The following is a 14,768-nucleotide window of genomic DNA, read 5'->3' on the forward strand; positions in this document are numbered from 1 at the left end:
TCGGCGGTGCGGACTCGGTGCGGCGGAAGCCGGCCCGGGGGAAACCGTCAGGGGCAGCTAACGGTGCAGTCGCTGCGGTGTACCGGCGGACCGGGGAACCGGCACGGCCGCAATCACGGAAGCAATAACGCTCGTGGCGCTGAGCCCGGCTCCGGCTGCCTTGCGCTGCAACAGGAGCCGGTGGGCGAGGACGGGGTCCGCCAGCCTCGTCACGTCGTCGGGCAGCACGAAATCCCGGCCTTCGAGCGCTGCGTAGGCCTTGGCCGCACGGAGCAGCTGCAGGAGGGCACGGGGGCTGGCACCCAGCCGGAGATCCGGGTGTTCGCGGGTGGCCCGGCCCAGGGAAACCGTGTACTCCTTGACGGCGTCGGAAACGTAGATGTCGCGGACCCTGGCGATCATGGCCGAGGCCTCCCGTATTCCCACCACCGGGGTAACGCTATCCAGCGGTGAGCCGGACTGATGGTTTTCAAGCATTTCCACTTCGGAACGCGCATCCGGGTAGCCCAGGGAAAGCCGGGCCATGAACCTGTCCCGCTGGGCCTCCGGTAGGGGATAGGTTCCCTCCATCTCGATGGGATTCTGCGTGGCAACCACCATGAAGGGTGCCGAGAGCCGGTGAGTGCCGCCGTCGACGGTCACCTGGTGTTCCTCCATGCACTCCAGCAGAGCAGACTGGGTCTTTGCGGAAGCCCGGTTGATTTCATCGGCGATCACCAGGTTGGCGAACACCGGACCCTGGCGGAATTCGAAGCGGTGGCTGTCCTGGTTATAGATGGACACCCCGGTGACATCCGACGGAAGCAGATCCGGGGTGAACTGGATGCGGCTGACCGTGCAGTCTATGGTCCGGGCCAGTGTCTTTGCGAGCATCGTCTTACCGACCCCGGGAACGTCTTCGAGCAGCACATGCCCCTCGGCAAGCAGGACCGTCAGCACCAGCCGCGCCGCGTCCTCCTTGCCGTCAATCACCGTATTCACGGCGGCCAGGATCCCTTCCGCCGCAGCGGAGAAGGACTCGGCGTCGGCCATGGCGGGAGAGGGTTGAAGGGCGGCTGACGGCCGGGAAGGAAAGCCGGTAACGGACGCTGCGGCGGCAGAGGGGATCGGAGCGTCCATGGACACCTTCCATACTCGGCGGTTGCCGCTGCAGGATGCGGACCTCGCCTGCGGGAACACGGCAGGCGGAGTCAGCCCCGCTATCCGTAGTCGACCGGCGGGAGCTCCAACGGCATTTTGTCTGTTCAGGCTACTAGCTCACCTAGGCTTAAGAACATGATTAATCGAAGCGGATATTTCCCCGGCAGCACACCGGCGGCCTACCTCCCTTCCGCCGAAGGCGCCGCAACCGTCCGACACAAGGGCAAAGGCTATCCGCCGGCACCTGAGCCGCTGCCCGTGCCCGTAATGGATAACCACACGCATTTCGACTTTCCCGCCGGTGATATTGCCGGCGACTTCACGGTTGCCCTCGCCGCTGCCCTTGATGCGGCGGAGGCGGCAGGCGTCCAAGGCGCCGTCCAGGTAGGCACCGATCTGGCGTCTTCCCGCTTCACTGCTTCCGCCGTCGACGCAGATCCGCGACTGCTTGGCGCGGTGGCCATTCATCCGAACGACGCCCCCGTCCTCGCCTCGGAGGGCACGCTGGAGCCTGCGCTCGCCGAGATCGAGGCGCTCGCAGCGCATCCCCGCATCCGGGCGATCGGCGAAACCGGGCTCGATTACTTCCGGACCGGGGAAGACGGCCGGGAACGGCAGCACTATTCGTTCCGCCGGCACATCGACATCGCCAAGCGACTCGGGCTGGCGCTCCAGATCCATGACCGCGATGCCCATGACGACGTCGTCCGCCTCCTGAAAGAGGAGGGAGCCCCCGATACGGTGGTTTTCCACTGTTTCTCGGGGGACCGCGAGTTGGCCCGTACCTGCAACGAAAACGGTTGGTACATGTCGTTCTCCGGCACCGTAACCTTCAAGAATTCGCACGGTCTCCACGAGGCCCTCTCGATCGCGGACCGGAACCTGCTGCTGGTTGAAACGGATGCTCCGTTCCTGACCCCCCACCCGCACCGCGGGCGTCCCAACGCCAGCTATATGGTCCCCTATACGGTGCGGTCCATGGCCGACCGCATGGGAATCGACCTTTCCGAGCTGGGAGCAGGGCTGGCCTCGAACACTGTCCGGGCCTACGGCTCCTGGGCCGAGCAGTAGGCAGGCAGGTATTACCCGCTGAAGCCGGTGCCGCGCCGCGGGCCGCCACGCTACCTGCGGAACCCGTGTTTGCCCTCACATCACGGTTCGGTTACGGTAGGGAGCAATTAGCCGGGGTCGGGGAAGGCATCCGGACTATCACTGCATTGACACTGCATAAACACTGCAACAGTTTGCGGGCCCATGCCGCCGAGCGGCGGCACGGACCTGTGGAGCCGTGTCCGCGGCAGTTCGCTGCCACTGTCATGGTTTTGTTCGCCAAGCCTGTGCCTGGCCGCGTTCCGTTACCCTGCCGTCCGGCAGGTAACGGAATGCGCACGGCGCTTAAAGTCCCCGTGCCCGGATTCTGTGACAGTTTGGAATTTCGTGGCAAGTTCACTCGCAAGGCGTGGGATAAAGCTCGTTGGCCAGGCAACCGTTATGGTGTGCCTCCTGCTCGGCATGGTTGCCTTTGTCGGTGCCAGCAAGTCGGTGGTGCTGACCGTCGACGGTCAGAGCCAGGAGGTGCAGACCTTCGACGGCACCGTTGCCGAGGTACTGGAACAGGCCGATGTGGCCGTAACCTCCGCTGATCGGGTGACGCCGGAGCCGTCGGCAACCCTGGAGGACGGCGCCGCCATCGAAGTCCAGCGGGCCCTCGCGGTGGACGTCGTGCTGGATGGAAAGGGAACCACGGTCCACACCACCGGCGAGACCGTCGAGGACCTGGTCTCGGAGCTGCGGGTGGCCACCAACTCCGCCGTCTCCGCCCCGATGGATACCTCTCTCGACGGGCTGGACGGCAGGATTTCGATCTCCACTCCCAAGACGGTGTTCGTCACCGTGGACGGGAAAACCCACGAACGCAGCTCCACAGCGGCAACCGTGCGGGACCTGCTGAAGGAATCAGGGGTGCAGCTCGGTGCCGCGGACCAGATCTCGGCTCCGCGCAGTGCGGGCCTGGTGGACGGCATGGGCCTGAAGGTCACGCGTGTTTCCGCCGGCGTTGAGGAAACCGTCACGGAACCGGTGCCGTTTACCAGCACCGAGGTTCCCAATGCGGACCTGTTGGAAGGCGAGAAGAAGGTCACCACTGCCGGAGTGGACGGGGAACGGTCCCGTGTCTTCTCGGTCACCCGCGTAGACGGCAAGGAAGTCGGCCGTACGCTCGTGAAGGAAAGCGTCACCAAGGAACCCGTAGCCGAAGCCGTGGCCAAGGGCACCAAGAAGCGCCCGGAAGCCAAGCCCGCAACCGGTTCGGGTAGCGGCGGCGGCGGTGAGGCACCCGCCTCCGGAACCTGGGCTGCCCTGGCGCAGTGTGAATCCGGCGGCAACTGGCACATCAACAACGGCAACGGCTATTACGGCGGCCTGCAGTTCAGCTCCAGCAGCTGGCTGGGTGCCGGCGGCGGCGACTACGCTCCCGTTGCCAGCGAAGCCACCCCGGAGCAGCAGATCGCGGTAGCCGAGAAGCTGCGGGCCAACGGCGGATGGGGCCACTGGCCGTCCTGCGCCTCGAAGCTCGGCCTGCTCTAACCCAGGCCTGCTCAACTCCGGCCGCCCTGCCTCACCCGGCTGCCATCTCGTGGGCCAGGGCAGCCGCGTGTGCTGCGCGGTCCTTGGCTCCGGCCGAGCGGAAGCGCTGTTCGCTATCTGTCAGATAGACGGATCCGGCGTCGGGCATGCCGGTTCGTGCCAAGGCCAGCCCGAGGTGAAGGGCCAGCTCGCCCGAGTCCTGAGGAGAGAGCTCGCTCCGGTGGGCGTACACGCCGGAGAGCATCCAGACGGCCCTCGTATGTTCGCCGTTGAGGTCCAGCCAGATGCCCCGGCTGTGATCCGCTTCCAGCCGTTCGGGACCGTACAGTCCGACCGCCGACATTGCCGCTTCGGCGTGCTCTATGCAGGTCAGCGTCTCGTTGTCGTGGATGCCCGCCCCGAGCCGCATGGCAGCGGTGGCGTTATTGAAGCGGGCCCACAGCTCGACGTCGACGCCCGGCTCCAGGAGGTCCGCAGCAAGACGGTGGTGCATTAGCCCGGTGTGGATGTCCCCGCGGCGAAAGGCCACGGTGCCCACTGCCCAGCGGGCTTTACCCTCGATTTGCCGGCCAACCCCCGTCTCCAGCAACGGCAGCACCAGGGTGCGGCAGTATGCCCAGGCCTCGTTCAGTCCGCCCGCCTCGGCCAGCGTGGTGACCAGCGTCCCGCACGCTTCAAGGAAAGCCCCTGCGCCGAGCCTGGATTCCTGCACCCGTTCTACGGCCCTGCGGGCATGTGCCACGGCGGAACCTAGTTCCCCGGTGCCCTGGTAGGCGGTGGCGAGCAGCATTTCCGCCTGTGCCTTGAGGTCGGGGTACTCCGCAGCCAGGGAATGGCGGGCCAGCAGGGACGCCTTTCCGATGCAGTCCCGGTAGGCGTGCGTGGTGCAAAGGCAGCGGGCTGTCAGATAGGTCATATCCCACCAGGACCGCGGATACCCCTGCGCCAGTGCCGCATCCGCGGCGTCACCCGCCAGTGAGCATGCCGCGCCGTAGTCGCGCTCATCCAGCGCCTGGCGGGCACTGAGTTCCAGGAACAAGGCCGTTTGTTTCCCTGCCCGGTCCGTGGCGGCGCCCGAGGCCAGGCGGTCGGAGAGCAGGCTGACCGCACCCGGAACGGGTTCTCTCCGCCCGGCTTCCAAAAGCGAGATCTCACGGGGCCGAAAGGTCCCGTCTCCCAGCTGAGCCTGCGTCAGGTTTAGCTCCTGCCGCGCCGAACGCAGCTTTTCACCGAATGATTTGCCCATCGTTCATACCGCCGATCCGCGGGTGCGGCACACTGTTACCGGTGCCGGCAATGCGCTCGATGCTACCGGCCGAAACCGGCCGTCGGCAGAGCACTCCGCGCTTATGGAGGGCAAAACGGCGAACTCGATTTCCCCACCTCCGAGACGCACCACTCGAGCAGCGGGAAGACGGTCCGGGGGAGTGAACCGGACGGCCGCGCAGGCCCGCACCCGGCGCCGGCGGCCGCGCCCGCTCGGCTAGTATTACTGGGTGAGAGAATCCGAACCCGCCCCCCGAACACCTGTTCCCGCACTCCTCGGTGCCTCGGATATCCGGGCGCTGGCAGAGGAACTCGGAGTCCGCCCCACCAAGACCCTCGGCCAGAACTTCGTTATTGACGGAAACACCATCCGCCGGATTGTGGCTGCGGCCGACCTCGCTCCGGAGGAGACCGTGCTGGAGGTTGGGCCCGGCCTCGGCTCATTGACCCTCGGACTCCTTGACGCCGTCGAGTCGGTGGTGGCCGTGGAGATCGATCCCGTCCTTGCCGGCAAATTGCCGTCCACGGTTGCGCAGCGGCGTCCGGAAGCGGCCGGCCGGCTGCACGTGGTGCTTGGCGACGGCATGCGGATCACCGAACTGCCCAAGGAACCGACCGCACTGGTAGCCAACCTGCCCTACAACGTGGCCGTCCCCGTGGTGCTGCACCTGCTGGAGCATTTCCCGTCCCTGCAGCACGGCCTGGTCATGGTCCAGGACGAAGTGGCGGACCGGATGGCCGCCAAACCCGGTTCCAAGACCTACGGGGTGCCGTCGGTGAAAGCCGCCTGGTACGCGCAGATGCGCAAGGCCGGCGTGATCGGCATGAACGTGTTCTGGCCCGCTCCGAAGATTGCCTCCGGGCTGGTCGGGTTCGTCCGGCACGAACCGCCGCAGACGCGTGCCACCCGTGAAGAGGTCTTCGCAGTTATCGACGCCGCCTTCGCGCAGCGCCGCAAGACGCTGCGCGCCGCCCTGGCCGGATGGGCCGGCAGCCCCGCCGAGGCGGAGAAGGCACTGCGCGCTGCGGGAGTGGATCCCAGTGCCCGCGGCGAGGTCCTGGACATCACGGCGTTTGCCCGGATCGCCGAGGCGCGGAAGCCGCTCATTGCCTGAGGAAAAGGAAACCATGGCCGCACCGCGCTCCGTCACCGTCCGGACCCCGGGCAAGATCAACGTGTCCCTGAAGGTGGGACCGCTGCGTCCGGACGGCTACCACAGTGTGGCCAGCGTCTACCTGGCAGTGTCCCTCTTCGAGGAGGTAACGGCCACGGCGCTGGAAACGGATGAGATCCAGCTGACGCTCAGCGATCCCGACGGGCGCCTTCCGCAGGAAGGCATACCTCTGGACGGGAACAACCTGGCTGCCCGTGCCGCCCGGGCAGTGGCGTCCAGGGCCGGCCTGGCGCAGGCAGGCGTGCACCTGCACATCACCAAACGGGTGCCGGTGGCCGGCGGCATGGGGGGCGGCTCCGCGGACGCCGCAGCCGCGCTTCTCGCCTGCAATGAGCTCTGGAACGCGGGACTGACGCCGGCTGAACTGGCCGACCTGGCTGCCGGGCTCGGGGCCGATGTGCCGTTCGCCCTCCTCGGCGGTGCTGCTGCCGGGCTCGGCGTGGGGGACCGGCTCACCCCGGTACCGGCACCGCACCGGCTGCACTGGGTCCTCGTTCCGGCACCCTACGGGCTTTCCACCCCGCAGGTTTATGCCGCCGTCGACCGCCTCCGCAGCGGGACCGACGTCGCCGAGCCCACGGAAGTGGACCCGGTGATCCTTGCCGCCCTGGCGGACGGGAACACCTCCGCACTGGCGGGCGTTCTAGTCAATGACCTGCAGCCGGCGGCCTTGGAGCTTGCACCCGGACTTCGGACCGTTCTTGAGGCGGGGACCCGGCTCGGCGCCCTCGCCGGCGTGGTTTCCGGTTCCGGCCCCACTCTGGCCTTTCTGGCGGCGGATGAAGCCGCTGCCTCCGCCCTGGCCGCCGCTCTGCGCACCGAAGGCCACTCGGCCCTGGCCGTTTACGGGCCAGCCGAGGGTGCCGTCACGGCTGCCGACACCACCGCACATCAGACGTACAGAAAGTAGTACCGATTGGCACACCTGCTTGGTGCTGAAAACCTCAGCATTTCCTTTGGCACGCGCACCATCCTCGACGGCGTTTCGCTCGGTCTCGAGGAAGGCGACCGGATCGGCATGGTCGGCCGCAACGGCGACGGCAAGTCGACCCTGATGAGCCTGCTGGCCGAACGGCAGAGGCCCGACGACGGCCGCGTGACCCGCCGTCGGGATGTCACCGTGGGCTATCTGGACCAGACGGACGTCCTGGACGGGGACCTGACCGTCGGCCAGGCCATCGTCGGCGACGCGGCGGACTACGAATGGGCGTCCAACGCACGGATCCGCGACGTGATGAGCGGCCTGGTGCAGGAAGTGGACTGGAACGCGCAGGTCTCTTCGCTGTCCGGCGGGCAGAAGCGCCGCGTGGCGCTGGCCAAGCTGCTCACGGGCGACGACGACGTCATCATGCTGGACGAGCCCACCAACCACCTCGACGTCGAAGGCGTGGCCTGGCTGGCCCGGCACCTGAAGCAGCGCTGGCGCCCTTCCGACGGCGGCCTGCTGGTGGTCACCCACGACCGCTGGTTCCTGGACGAAATCTGCACCCGGACCTGGGAGGTCCATGACGCGATGGTGGATCCGTTCGACGGCGGGTACGCCGCCTACGTGCTGGCCCGCGCCGAGCGTGACCGGATGGCATCAGTGGTGGAAGGCAAGCGCCAGCAGCTGGTTAAGAAGGAACTGGCCTGGCTGCGCCGCGGTGCCCCGGCCCGTACTGCCAAGCCCAAGTTCCGCATCGAGGCCGCAAACAACCTGATTGCGGACGTCCCCGAACCCCGCGACACACTGTCCCTGAACAAGATGGCCACCGCGCGCCTGGGCAAGGACGTCCTGGACCTGGAGAACGTCTCCCTGACGCTCGGCGACACCAACCTGTTCCGCAACATCACCCTGCGCCTCGCGCCGGGGGAGCGGCTGGGCCTGGTGGGCGTCAACGGCGCAGGCAAGACCACCCTGCTCCGCCTGCTGAACGGTGACATTGAGCCTACGTCCGGCCGGCTCAAGCGCGGCAAGACCGTGCAGACCGCCGTGCTGTCGCAGGAAGTGAAGGAACTGGATGAGGTCGCGGACCAGCGGGTCATCGAGGTCATTGAAAACGAGAAGCGGGTCTTCAACGTGGGCGGCCGCGAGCTGTCCGCCGGCCAGCTCGTGGAGCAGCTTGGCTTCAGCGCCCAGCGGCAGTGGACCCCTGTCCGTGAGCTTTCCGGCGGTGAACGGCGCCGGCTGCAGCTGCTGCGCCTGCTGGTGGGGGAGCCGAATGTGCTGATGCTCGACGAACCGACCAATGACCTGGACACCGACACGCTGGCTGCCGTCGAGGATGTGCTGGACGGCTGGCCCGGCACGCTCGTGGTGGTCTCCCACGACCGCTACCTCCTGGAACGGGTCACCGACCACCAGATGGCACTCCTCGGCGACGGGAAGCTGCGCGGCCTGCCCGGCGGCGTGGACCAGTACCTGCAGCTGCGCGGCGAAGCCCTGGCCGCCAACTCGTCTGCCTCCACCGCTGCCCGCGGCTCGTCCCAGGCGGCGCGCGCCGCTGCGGCCGGGGCCTCGCGTCCCGGCGGCTCTTCCACGGCTGCTTCAGCCGGCACGCCGGGTGGAACGACGACGGCGCTGGCCGGCTCCGGTGCGACCGAAGCTGAAAAGCGGGCGGCCAAGAAGGACCTCACCCGGATCGAGCGGCAGTTGAGCAAGCTCACCGCACAGGCCGAAAAAATCAACGCCCAGATGAACGACGCCACCCAGAAGGCCGGCGGCGCCGACTTTGAACTCATCGGCGAGCTCAACGCCAAGCTGCAGGCCGTTGCGGCCGAGCAGGAGGAACTGGAAAGGGAGTGGCTCGAGGCTTCGGAGATTCTCGAGTAGGAACCGCTGCCCTCCAGCGGCAGCTAGCCCAGCAGGCGCGGCAGGATGTGCGTGCTCAGCAGCGGCGAGAGATCGGTGCGTTCCGCGGCGGCCGCGGGTGCCGTCCAGAGCAGTTCCTCGATCTCCGCCGCGGCGGCGGGCTGCGGGCCGTCCGCGGGAAGGGTCCAGGCAAACAGGCCGGCGTCAATGAAGGTGTTTTCCTCATTCGCCGCCGGACCGTACCAGCGGCCCAGATCCTCGAGATCGGCGGCTGCTACGGCAAGTCCGAGTTCCTCGCCCACCTCCCGGGCCGCTGCTTCCGCAAAGGTCTCCCCGGGCTCGAGCTTTCCGCCGGGCTGCATAAAGCGCGAGGTGCCGCGCTTGCGCACCAGGAGGATCCGGCCGGCGTCGTCGTGCACCAGGACAGCCGAAAGCCGAAGGACCGCCGGGGCCGGACCGCCGTAGCCGGCCTCCGGTATGGCAGAGCCGGCGGGCATGTGGGACAGCCGGGGATCCTTCTGCAGGCCGGCCAGGCCGTTCCAGGAAAGGTTCACCAGATGCGCCGCCACGGTGGCCTTATCCGGCGTACGGGTGTCCAGCCACCACTGGCCGGTCATGGCAACCATGCCCACCAGCATCTGCGCGTACATCCCGCCCACCTCGGCGCTCAGGCCGCGGCTGCCGAATTCCTTGGACAGGATGTGTTCCACGTGGCGGGTGATCCGGGACAGCAGGGTGGAAAACGTCCCCTCGGGCTGCGACGGCGGCGCGTCCCGGGTAAGGATCCGGAAACCGTCGGTGTGGTTCTCGATGTAGTCCAGCAAGGCGTAGGCGGCCCGTTCGAGCAGCACCCGGGGGCCGGCGTCGGCGCTAAGCGATTCGGTCATCACTTCGAGCAGGCGGCGGAACTCAATGTCCACCACCTCCGTGTAGAGGCCTTCCTTGGAACCGAAATGCTCGTAGACCACCGGTTTGGAAACACCCGCTGCAGCGGCAATCTCCTCGATGGTTGCGCCGTCGAGGCCGCGCAGGGCAAACAGCCCGCGTGCCACCTCGATCAGCTGGGCGCGGCGCTGGACGCCGGTCATACGCAGGCGTGTGCCGCCGGCGGAAGTCTTTACCACCGGACCAGTCTACCCATGCACCCCTGCCGGTTCGGCGGCAACGCCGCACCTGGGGACTCAACTCGCGAACGCATCGGCTCCCGTGGCAGACTAAACTCTTGTGTGCGCGGCAAGCCGCGCACATGATCCGCCCTGGTGTAATGGCAGCACCCCGGCCTTTGGAGCCGTGGAGTATAGGTTCGAATCCTATGGGCGGAACGCTGCGCAGCGGACCTGTGAAGGACTGCCGCGGAGCCGATCTACGCCGGCCGTACCACCGAGGAGCGCCATTTTCGTGACCACCAGCGATGTCCGAACCAACGAGGCCTCCACCGGCGCTTTGTCCGCGGTGATTGTCCTTGCAGCCGGCGCCGGGACGCGGATGAAGTCCCGGACCCCGAAAATCCTGCATCAAGTGGGCGGCATCTCGATGCTTGGCCATGCACTTGCCGCAGCCTCCGCGCTGCACCCCCGCTTCCTGGCCGTCGTGGTGCGCCATGAACGTGACCTTGTCGCCGCGCATGCCGCCGAACAGGCCCCCGGGGCCGTCATCGTTGACCAGGACGAGGTTCCCGGCACCGGCCGCGCGGTCCAGGTGGCACTCTCTGCCCTGGACGCCGCCGCCCGGCTCGAAGGCACCGTGGTAGTCACCTACGGGGACACCCCGCTGCTCGAAGCACAGACACTCCGCAACCTGGTGGCCGTACACGAAACGGACGGCAACGCCGTGACCGTCCTGACCGCGCGGCTTGCGGACCCGACGGGCTACGGACGCGTTCTGCGGGCAGAAGACGGCACCGTGACCGGAATCGTGGAGCACAAGGACGCCACCGATGAGCAGCGTGCCGTAAACGAGATCAACTCCGGCATCTATGCCTTCGACGCCGCGGTGCTGCGCAGCGCACTGGAATCGGTGACCACCTCCAACTCCCAGGGCGAGATGTACCTGACCGACGTCCTGGGCATCGCCCGCGCGGCGGGTGGACGGATCAGCGCCGTAGTCACCGACGACACCTGGCAGGTGGAAGGCGTAAATGACCGCGTCCAGCTCGCTGCCCTCAACGCAGAACACAACCGACGCAACCTGAACCGGTGGATGCGCGCCGGCGTCACCGTCGTGGATCCGGCCACCACGTGGATCGACTCGACAGTGACCCTCGCTGAAGACGTCACTGTCCTGCCGGGCACGCAGCTGCACGGTTCCACCAGGATTGCCCGGGACGCCGTCGTCGGACCGGATACCACGCTGACCAACGTCACCGTGGGCGAGGGTGCTTCGGTGGTGCGGACCCACGGCAGTGATGCCGTCCTGGGTGCCGGAACCAGCGTGGGACCGTTCGCGTACCTGCGCCCCGGAACAGTGCTGGGTGCCAAGGGCAAGATCGGCACCTTCGTGGAAACCAAGAACGCCGACATCGGTGCCGGGTCCAAGGTTCCCCACCTTTCCTATGTGGGGGATGCCACCATCGGCGAGCAGTCGAACATCGGTGCGGCCTCGGTTTTCGTGAACTATGACGGCGTCAACAAGCACCACACGACCATCGGTTCGCACGTGCGCATGGGCAGCGACAACATGTACGTGGCACCCGTCACGGTGGGCGACGGAGCGTACAGTGGAGCCGGAACGGTGATCCGCAAGGATGTCCCCGCCGGTGCCCTGGCGATCAATGTGGCGCCTCAGCGCAACCTCGACGGCTGGGTGCTGGATAAGCGCCCCGGCACGGCCGCCGCTGCAGCCGCCGCGGCTTCCGCCACCAACACTTCTTCCTCCGAAACTGAATCCCCCACGCGAGAAAGCGATCATTAATGAGCAGCGAGATCACCGCACAAGGTGAAAAGAAGCTTGTCCTTGCCACTGGCCGGGCACACCCGGAGCTGGCGGAGGAGATTGCACGCTGTCTTGACACCGACCTGCTGCCGCTGGCGTCTTATGACTTCGCGAACGGCGAGATCTACGTCCGTCCCGGTGAGAGTGTCCGCGGCACCGATGCCTTCGTGATCCAGGCGCATCCGGCACCGATGAACAACTGGCTGATGGAACAGCTGATTACCGTGGATGCGTTGAAGCGGGCCTCTGCCAAGCGCATCACCGTGGTGTCCCCGTTCTACCCGTACGCCCGGCAGGACAAGAAGGGCCGCGGCCGCGAACCCATCTCGGCACGCCTGATCGCAGACCTGTACAAGACCGCCGGCGCAGACCGCATCATGAGCGTGGACCTGCACACCTCCCAGATCCAGGGCTTCTTCGACGGCCCCGTGGACCACCTGATGGCCATCCCGCTGCTGGCCGACTACATCCGCACCCGCGTGGATGTCTCCAACGTCACTGTGGTGTCTCCGGACACCGGCCGCGTCCGCGTTGCCGAGCAGTGGGCCGAGCGCCTGGGCGGTGCGCCGCTTGCCTTCGTGCACAAGAGCCGCGACCTCACCGTCCCGAACCAGGCCGTTTCCAAGCAGGTTGTGGGACAGGTTCAAGGCCGCACCTGCGTGCTCATCGATGACATGATCGACACCGGCGGCACCATTGCCGGTGCCGTCCGAGTGCTCAAGGAAGCCGGCGCCAAGGACGTCATCATCGCTGCCACGCATGCGGTGTTCTCCGACCCGGCGGCGCGGACCCTGGCCGAGTCCGGCGCCCGCGAGGTAGTCGTCACCAACACCCTGCCTATTCCGGCTGCCAAGCGTTTTGACCAGCTGACCGTGCTTTCGATTGCCCCGCTGATCGCCCGGGCCATCAAGGAAGTCTTCGAAGACGGATCCGTCACGAGCCTCTTCGACGGCAAGGCCTAGGCACTAACAGCTTGTATAACCGCCCGCCCGGGCTGCGCTTCGGCGCCGTTCGGGCGGGCGGACTTGTGCTGGTAGCATTGAGACCGATGCCTAGGCGAGGGAGCGGCCCGGAGAATTCCGGACGAACTCCGTTATCGACGGTGGCTGGCAACTTCTGATCGTACAAAGGACCGTTATCCGGTCCGTACGGTGCACTGTTCCGAAACCGGCGCCTGAGGCAACCACGGAACACCACTTACAGGAGTAGCAATGTCTGAGCAGAAGCTCGCAGGAACCGCCCGCACCGAGTTCGGCAAGGGCGCAGCCCGCAAGGCCCGCGCCGCCGGCCAGATCCCGGCAGTCATCTACGGCCACGGCGCCGATGTTATGCACATCCTGCTGCCGGCCAAGGCCACCACGCTGGCCGTCCGCACCTCCAACGCCCTGCTGGAAATCGACGTCGACGGCGAGTCCCACCTGGCCCTGGCCCGCGACATCCAGCGCGACCCGATCAAGCAGATCATCGAGCACATCGACCTCCTGACCGTCCGCAAGGGCGAGAAGGTCGAGGTTGAGGTCAACGTCCACGTCGAAGGCGAACTGGCTGCAGGCGACTCCGTCTACAACCAGGAAGCCAACACCGTCCTGGTTACCGCAGACGCCACCGACCTGCCGGAAACCATCGTGGTCAGCATCGAAGGCCGCAAGGCCGGCGAGCACATCTACGCCTCCGACCTCGTCCTGCCTGCCGGCGTCGAGCTGCTGCTTGATCCGGAGACCATGATCATCAACATCTCCGAGCCCACCGTCCAGGACCTCGGCGCTCCGTCCGACGAGCAGGTTGCTGTTGCAGCTGCTGAAGTCGGCGCCGAAGCGTAATCCACTTCCGGGGCCTGCTCCCCGTAACGGAGCCGTCCGGTTCTCATTGAAGGAGCAGTACCAGTAGTGAGCAGCAATACCTGGCTTGTAGCCGGGCTCGGCAACCCCGGGCCCGGCTACAGCCGTAACCGGCACAATGTGGGCCAGATGGTCCTGGATGAACTTGCCTCCCGCATGGGTGGAAAGTTCAAGACGCATAAGTCCCACGCGTCCATTGTCGAAGGACGCCTCGGCATCGGCGGTCCGCGCGTGGTCCTGGCCAAGCCCCTGACGTACATGAATCTGTCCGGCGGTCCCGTTTCCTCCCTGGCCCGGTTCTTCGACATCGACCCCGCGCAGGTGGTGGCCGTCCACGACGAGATCGACATCCCCTTCAACACCATCAAGCTCAAGCTCGGCGGGGGAGAAGGCGGACACAACGGTCTCCGGGATATCAGCAAGGCCCTGGGCACCAAGGATTATCTTCGTGTGAGGGTAGGCGTCGGCCGCCCGCCTGGGCGTATGGACACCGCGGATTACGTACTTAAGGATTTTTCCGGCACCGAGGCCAAGGAGCTTCCGTTCCTCGTCGGCGACGCCGCCGACGCCGTGGAGCTGCTCCTGTCCGAGGGCCTTACCGCCGCTCAGCAGAAGTTTCATGCCACAGGTGCGTGAGCTCAGAGCTAGGTAGCAGCGGGGCAGAATGGAGTAGTTTTCCAGCGTCCCGATTGCCGGGGGACCATTGTTTCGGTTCGGTCACCGGGCCTAAAATGGAACCAGCCTTCAGGGCTCCCAAAGCGGGGCCGACGTCGGGAGGCCTCCGAGACTGGGCCACCCCCATCCCGGCGTCGGTCCCTTATTATCACCGCATTCCTATCACCCTTATTAGTACCGTCTTTCCGCCTCAGCCCGGTGCAGCCTGATGCTTCTAAGCCAGGCTGAAGAGGCTCGGTGCGCTCATTAGGCGCGCCGTGAAAAAACATGCTTTTGTATCTAGACGCTTCCTACTTACGCGCGTATGCTCCATTCCACTGAGCAGTTGCTACCGATAGACGCGGCATCCCGAATCCGGATTCCGTG

12 protein-coding genes and 1 tRNA gene are annotated in these 14,768 nt (G+C 66.6%); 10 read left to right on the top strand and 3 right to left on the bottom strand.

Features of this window, described 5'->3' with window-relative positions:
- Positions 1 to 57: 57 nt before the first annotated feature.
- Complete coding sequence (locus NNX38_RS13995; RefSeq protein ID WP_255798545.1) at positions 58 to 1,119, bottom strand: MoxR family ATPase; 1,062 nt, start codon at positions 1,117 to 1,119, stop codon at positions 58 to 60.
- A gap of 156 nt (positions 1,120 to 1,275) precedes the next feature.
- Between NNX38_RS13995 and NNX38_RS14000 the strand changes: the two genes are divergently transcribed.
- Entirely contained in the window at positions 1,276 to 2,211 is a 936-nt protein-coding gene (locus tag NNX38_RS14000; RefSeq protein WP_255798546.1) for a TatD family hydrolase, read from the top strand.
- Positions 2,212 to 2,631: 420 nt separating this feature from the next.
- Entirely contained in the window at positions 2,632 to 3,726 is a 1,095-nt protein-coding gene (locus tag NNX38_RS14005) for a resuscitation-promoting factor (RefSeq protein WP_304661707.1), read from the top strand.
- 31 nt (positions 3,727 to 3,757) lie between these two features.
- On the opposite strand, the gene NNX38_RS14015 is transcribed toward NNX38_RS14005, so the two are convergent.
- Positions 3,758 to 4,972: a helix-turn-helix transcriptional regulator gene (locus NNX38_RS14015; RefSeq protein WP_255798547.1), complete on the bottom strand. Its 1,215-nt coding sequence runs from the start codon at positions 4,970 to 4,972 to the stop codon at positions 3,758 to 3,760.
- Positions 4,973 to 5,222: 250 nt separating this feature from the next.
- On the opposite strand from NNX38_RS14015, the gene rsmA reads away from it, so the two are divergent.
- From rsmA to NNX38_RS14030, 3 genes are read left to right on the top strand one after another with little or no spacing between them, the layout of a single operon-like run.
- Positions 5,223 to 6,107 (top strand): 16S rRNA (adenine(1518)-N(6)/adenine(1519)-N(6))-dimethyltransferase RsmA, encoded by an 885-nt coding sequence (gene rsmA / locus NNX38_RS14020; RefSeq protein WP_255798548.1) that lies wholly within the window; start codon positions 5,223 to 5,225, stop codon positions 6,105 to 6,107.
- 13 nt (positions 6,108 to 6,120) lie between these two features.
- Positions 6,121 to 7,077, top strand: coding sequence for a 4-(cytidine 5'-diphospho)-2-C-methyl-D-erythritol kinase (locus NNX38_RS14025; protein WP_255798549.1), 957 nt, complete (start codon positions 6,121 to 6,123; stop codon positions 7,075 to 7,077).
- Positions 7,078 to 7,083: 6 nt separating this feature from the next.
- On the top strand, positions 7,084 to 8,979 hold the full coding sequence (locus NNX38_RS14030; protein ID WP_255798550.1) for an ABC-F family ATP-binding cassette domain-containing protein: 1,896 nt from the start codon (positions 7,084 to 7,086) through the stop codon (positions 8,977 to 8,979).
- Between the two features lie 23 nt (positions 8,980 to 9,002).
- On the opposite strand, the gene NNX38_RS16970 is transcribed toward NNX38_RS14030, so the two are convergent.
- On the bottom strand, positions 9,003 to 10,082 hold the full coding sequence (locus NNX38_RS16970) for a TetR family transcriptional regulator (protein WP_370646457.1): 1,080 nt from the start codon (positions 10,080 to 10,082) through the stop codon (positions 9,003 to 9,005).
- 126 nt (positions 10,083 to 10,208) lie between these two features.
- On the opposite strand from NNX38_RS16970, the gene NNX38_RS14045 reads away from it, so the two are divergent.
- The 5 genes from NNX38_RS14045 to pth all read left to right on the top strand — a co-directional run bounded on the left by NNX38_RS14045 (position 10,209) and on the right by pth (position 14,363).
- Positions 10,209 to 10,280 (top strand) — tRNA-Gln (locus NNX38_RS14045).
- Between the two features lie 163 nt (positions 10,281 to 10,443).
- Complete coding sequence (glmU, locus tag NNX38_RS14050) at positions 10,444 to 11,868, top strand: bifunctional UDP-N-acetylglucosamine diphosphorylase/glucosamine-1-phosphate N-acetyltransferase GlmU (RefSeq protein WP_370646472.1); 1,425 nt, start codon at positions 10,444 to 10,446, stop codon at positions 11,866 to 11,868.
- Positions 11,868 to 12,851: a ribose-phosphate diphosphokinase gene (locus tag NNX38_RS14055; RefSeq protein WP_255798552.1), complete on the top strand. Its 984-nt coding sequence runs from the start codon at positions 11,868 to 11,870 to the stop codon at positions 12,849 to 12,851. The genes glmU and NNX38_RS14055 overlap by 1 nt, the downstream gene beginning before the upstream one ends.
- Positions 12,852 to 13,100: 249 nt before the next feature.
- Entirely contained in the window at positions 13,101 to 13,709 is a 609-nt protein-coding gene (locus NNX38_RS14060; RefSeq protein WP_255798553.1) for a 50S ribosomal protein L25/general stress protein Ctc, read from the top strand.
- Between the two features lie 66 nt (positions 13,710 to 13,775).
- Positions 13,776 to 14,363 carry an aminoacyl-tRNA hydrolase gene (pth, locus tag NNX38_RS14065; protein WP_255798554.1) on the top strand — a complete coding sequence of 196 codons (588 nt, stop codon included), beginning with the start codon at positions 13,776 to 13,778 and terminating at the stop codon, positions 14,361 to 14,363.
- Positions 14,364 to 14,768 lie beyond the last annotated feature (405 nt).

Origin of the sequence: Arthrobacter sp. zg-Y238 (assembly GCF_024385525.1) — a bacterium.
Classification (GTDB): domain Bacteria; phylum Actinomycetota; class Actinomycetes; order Actinomycetales; family Micrococcaceae; genus Arthrobacter_B; species Arthrobacter_B jinronghuae.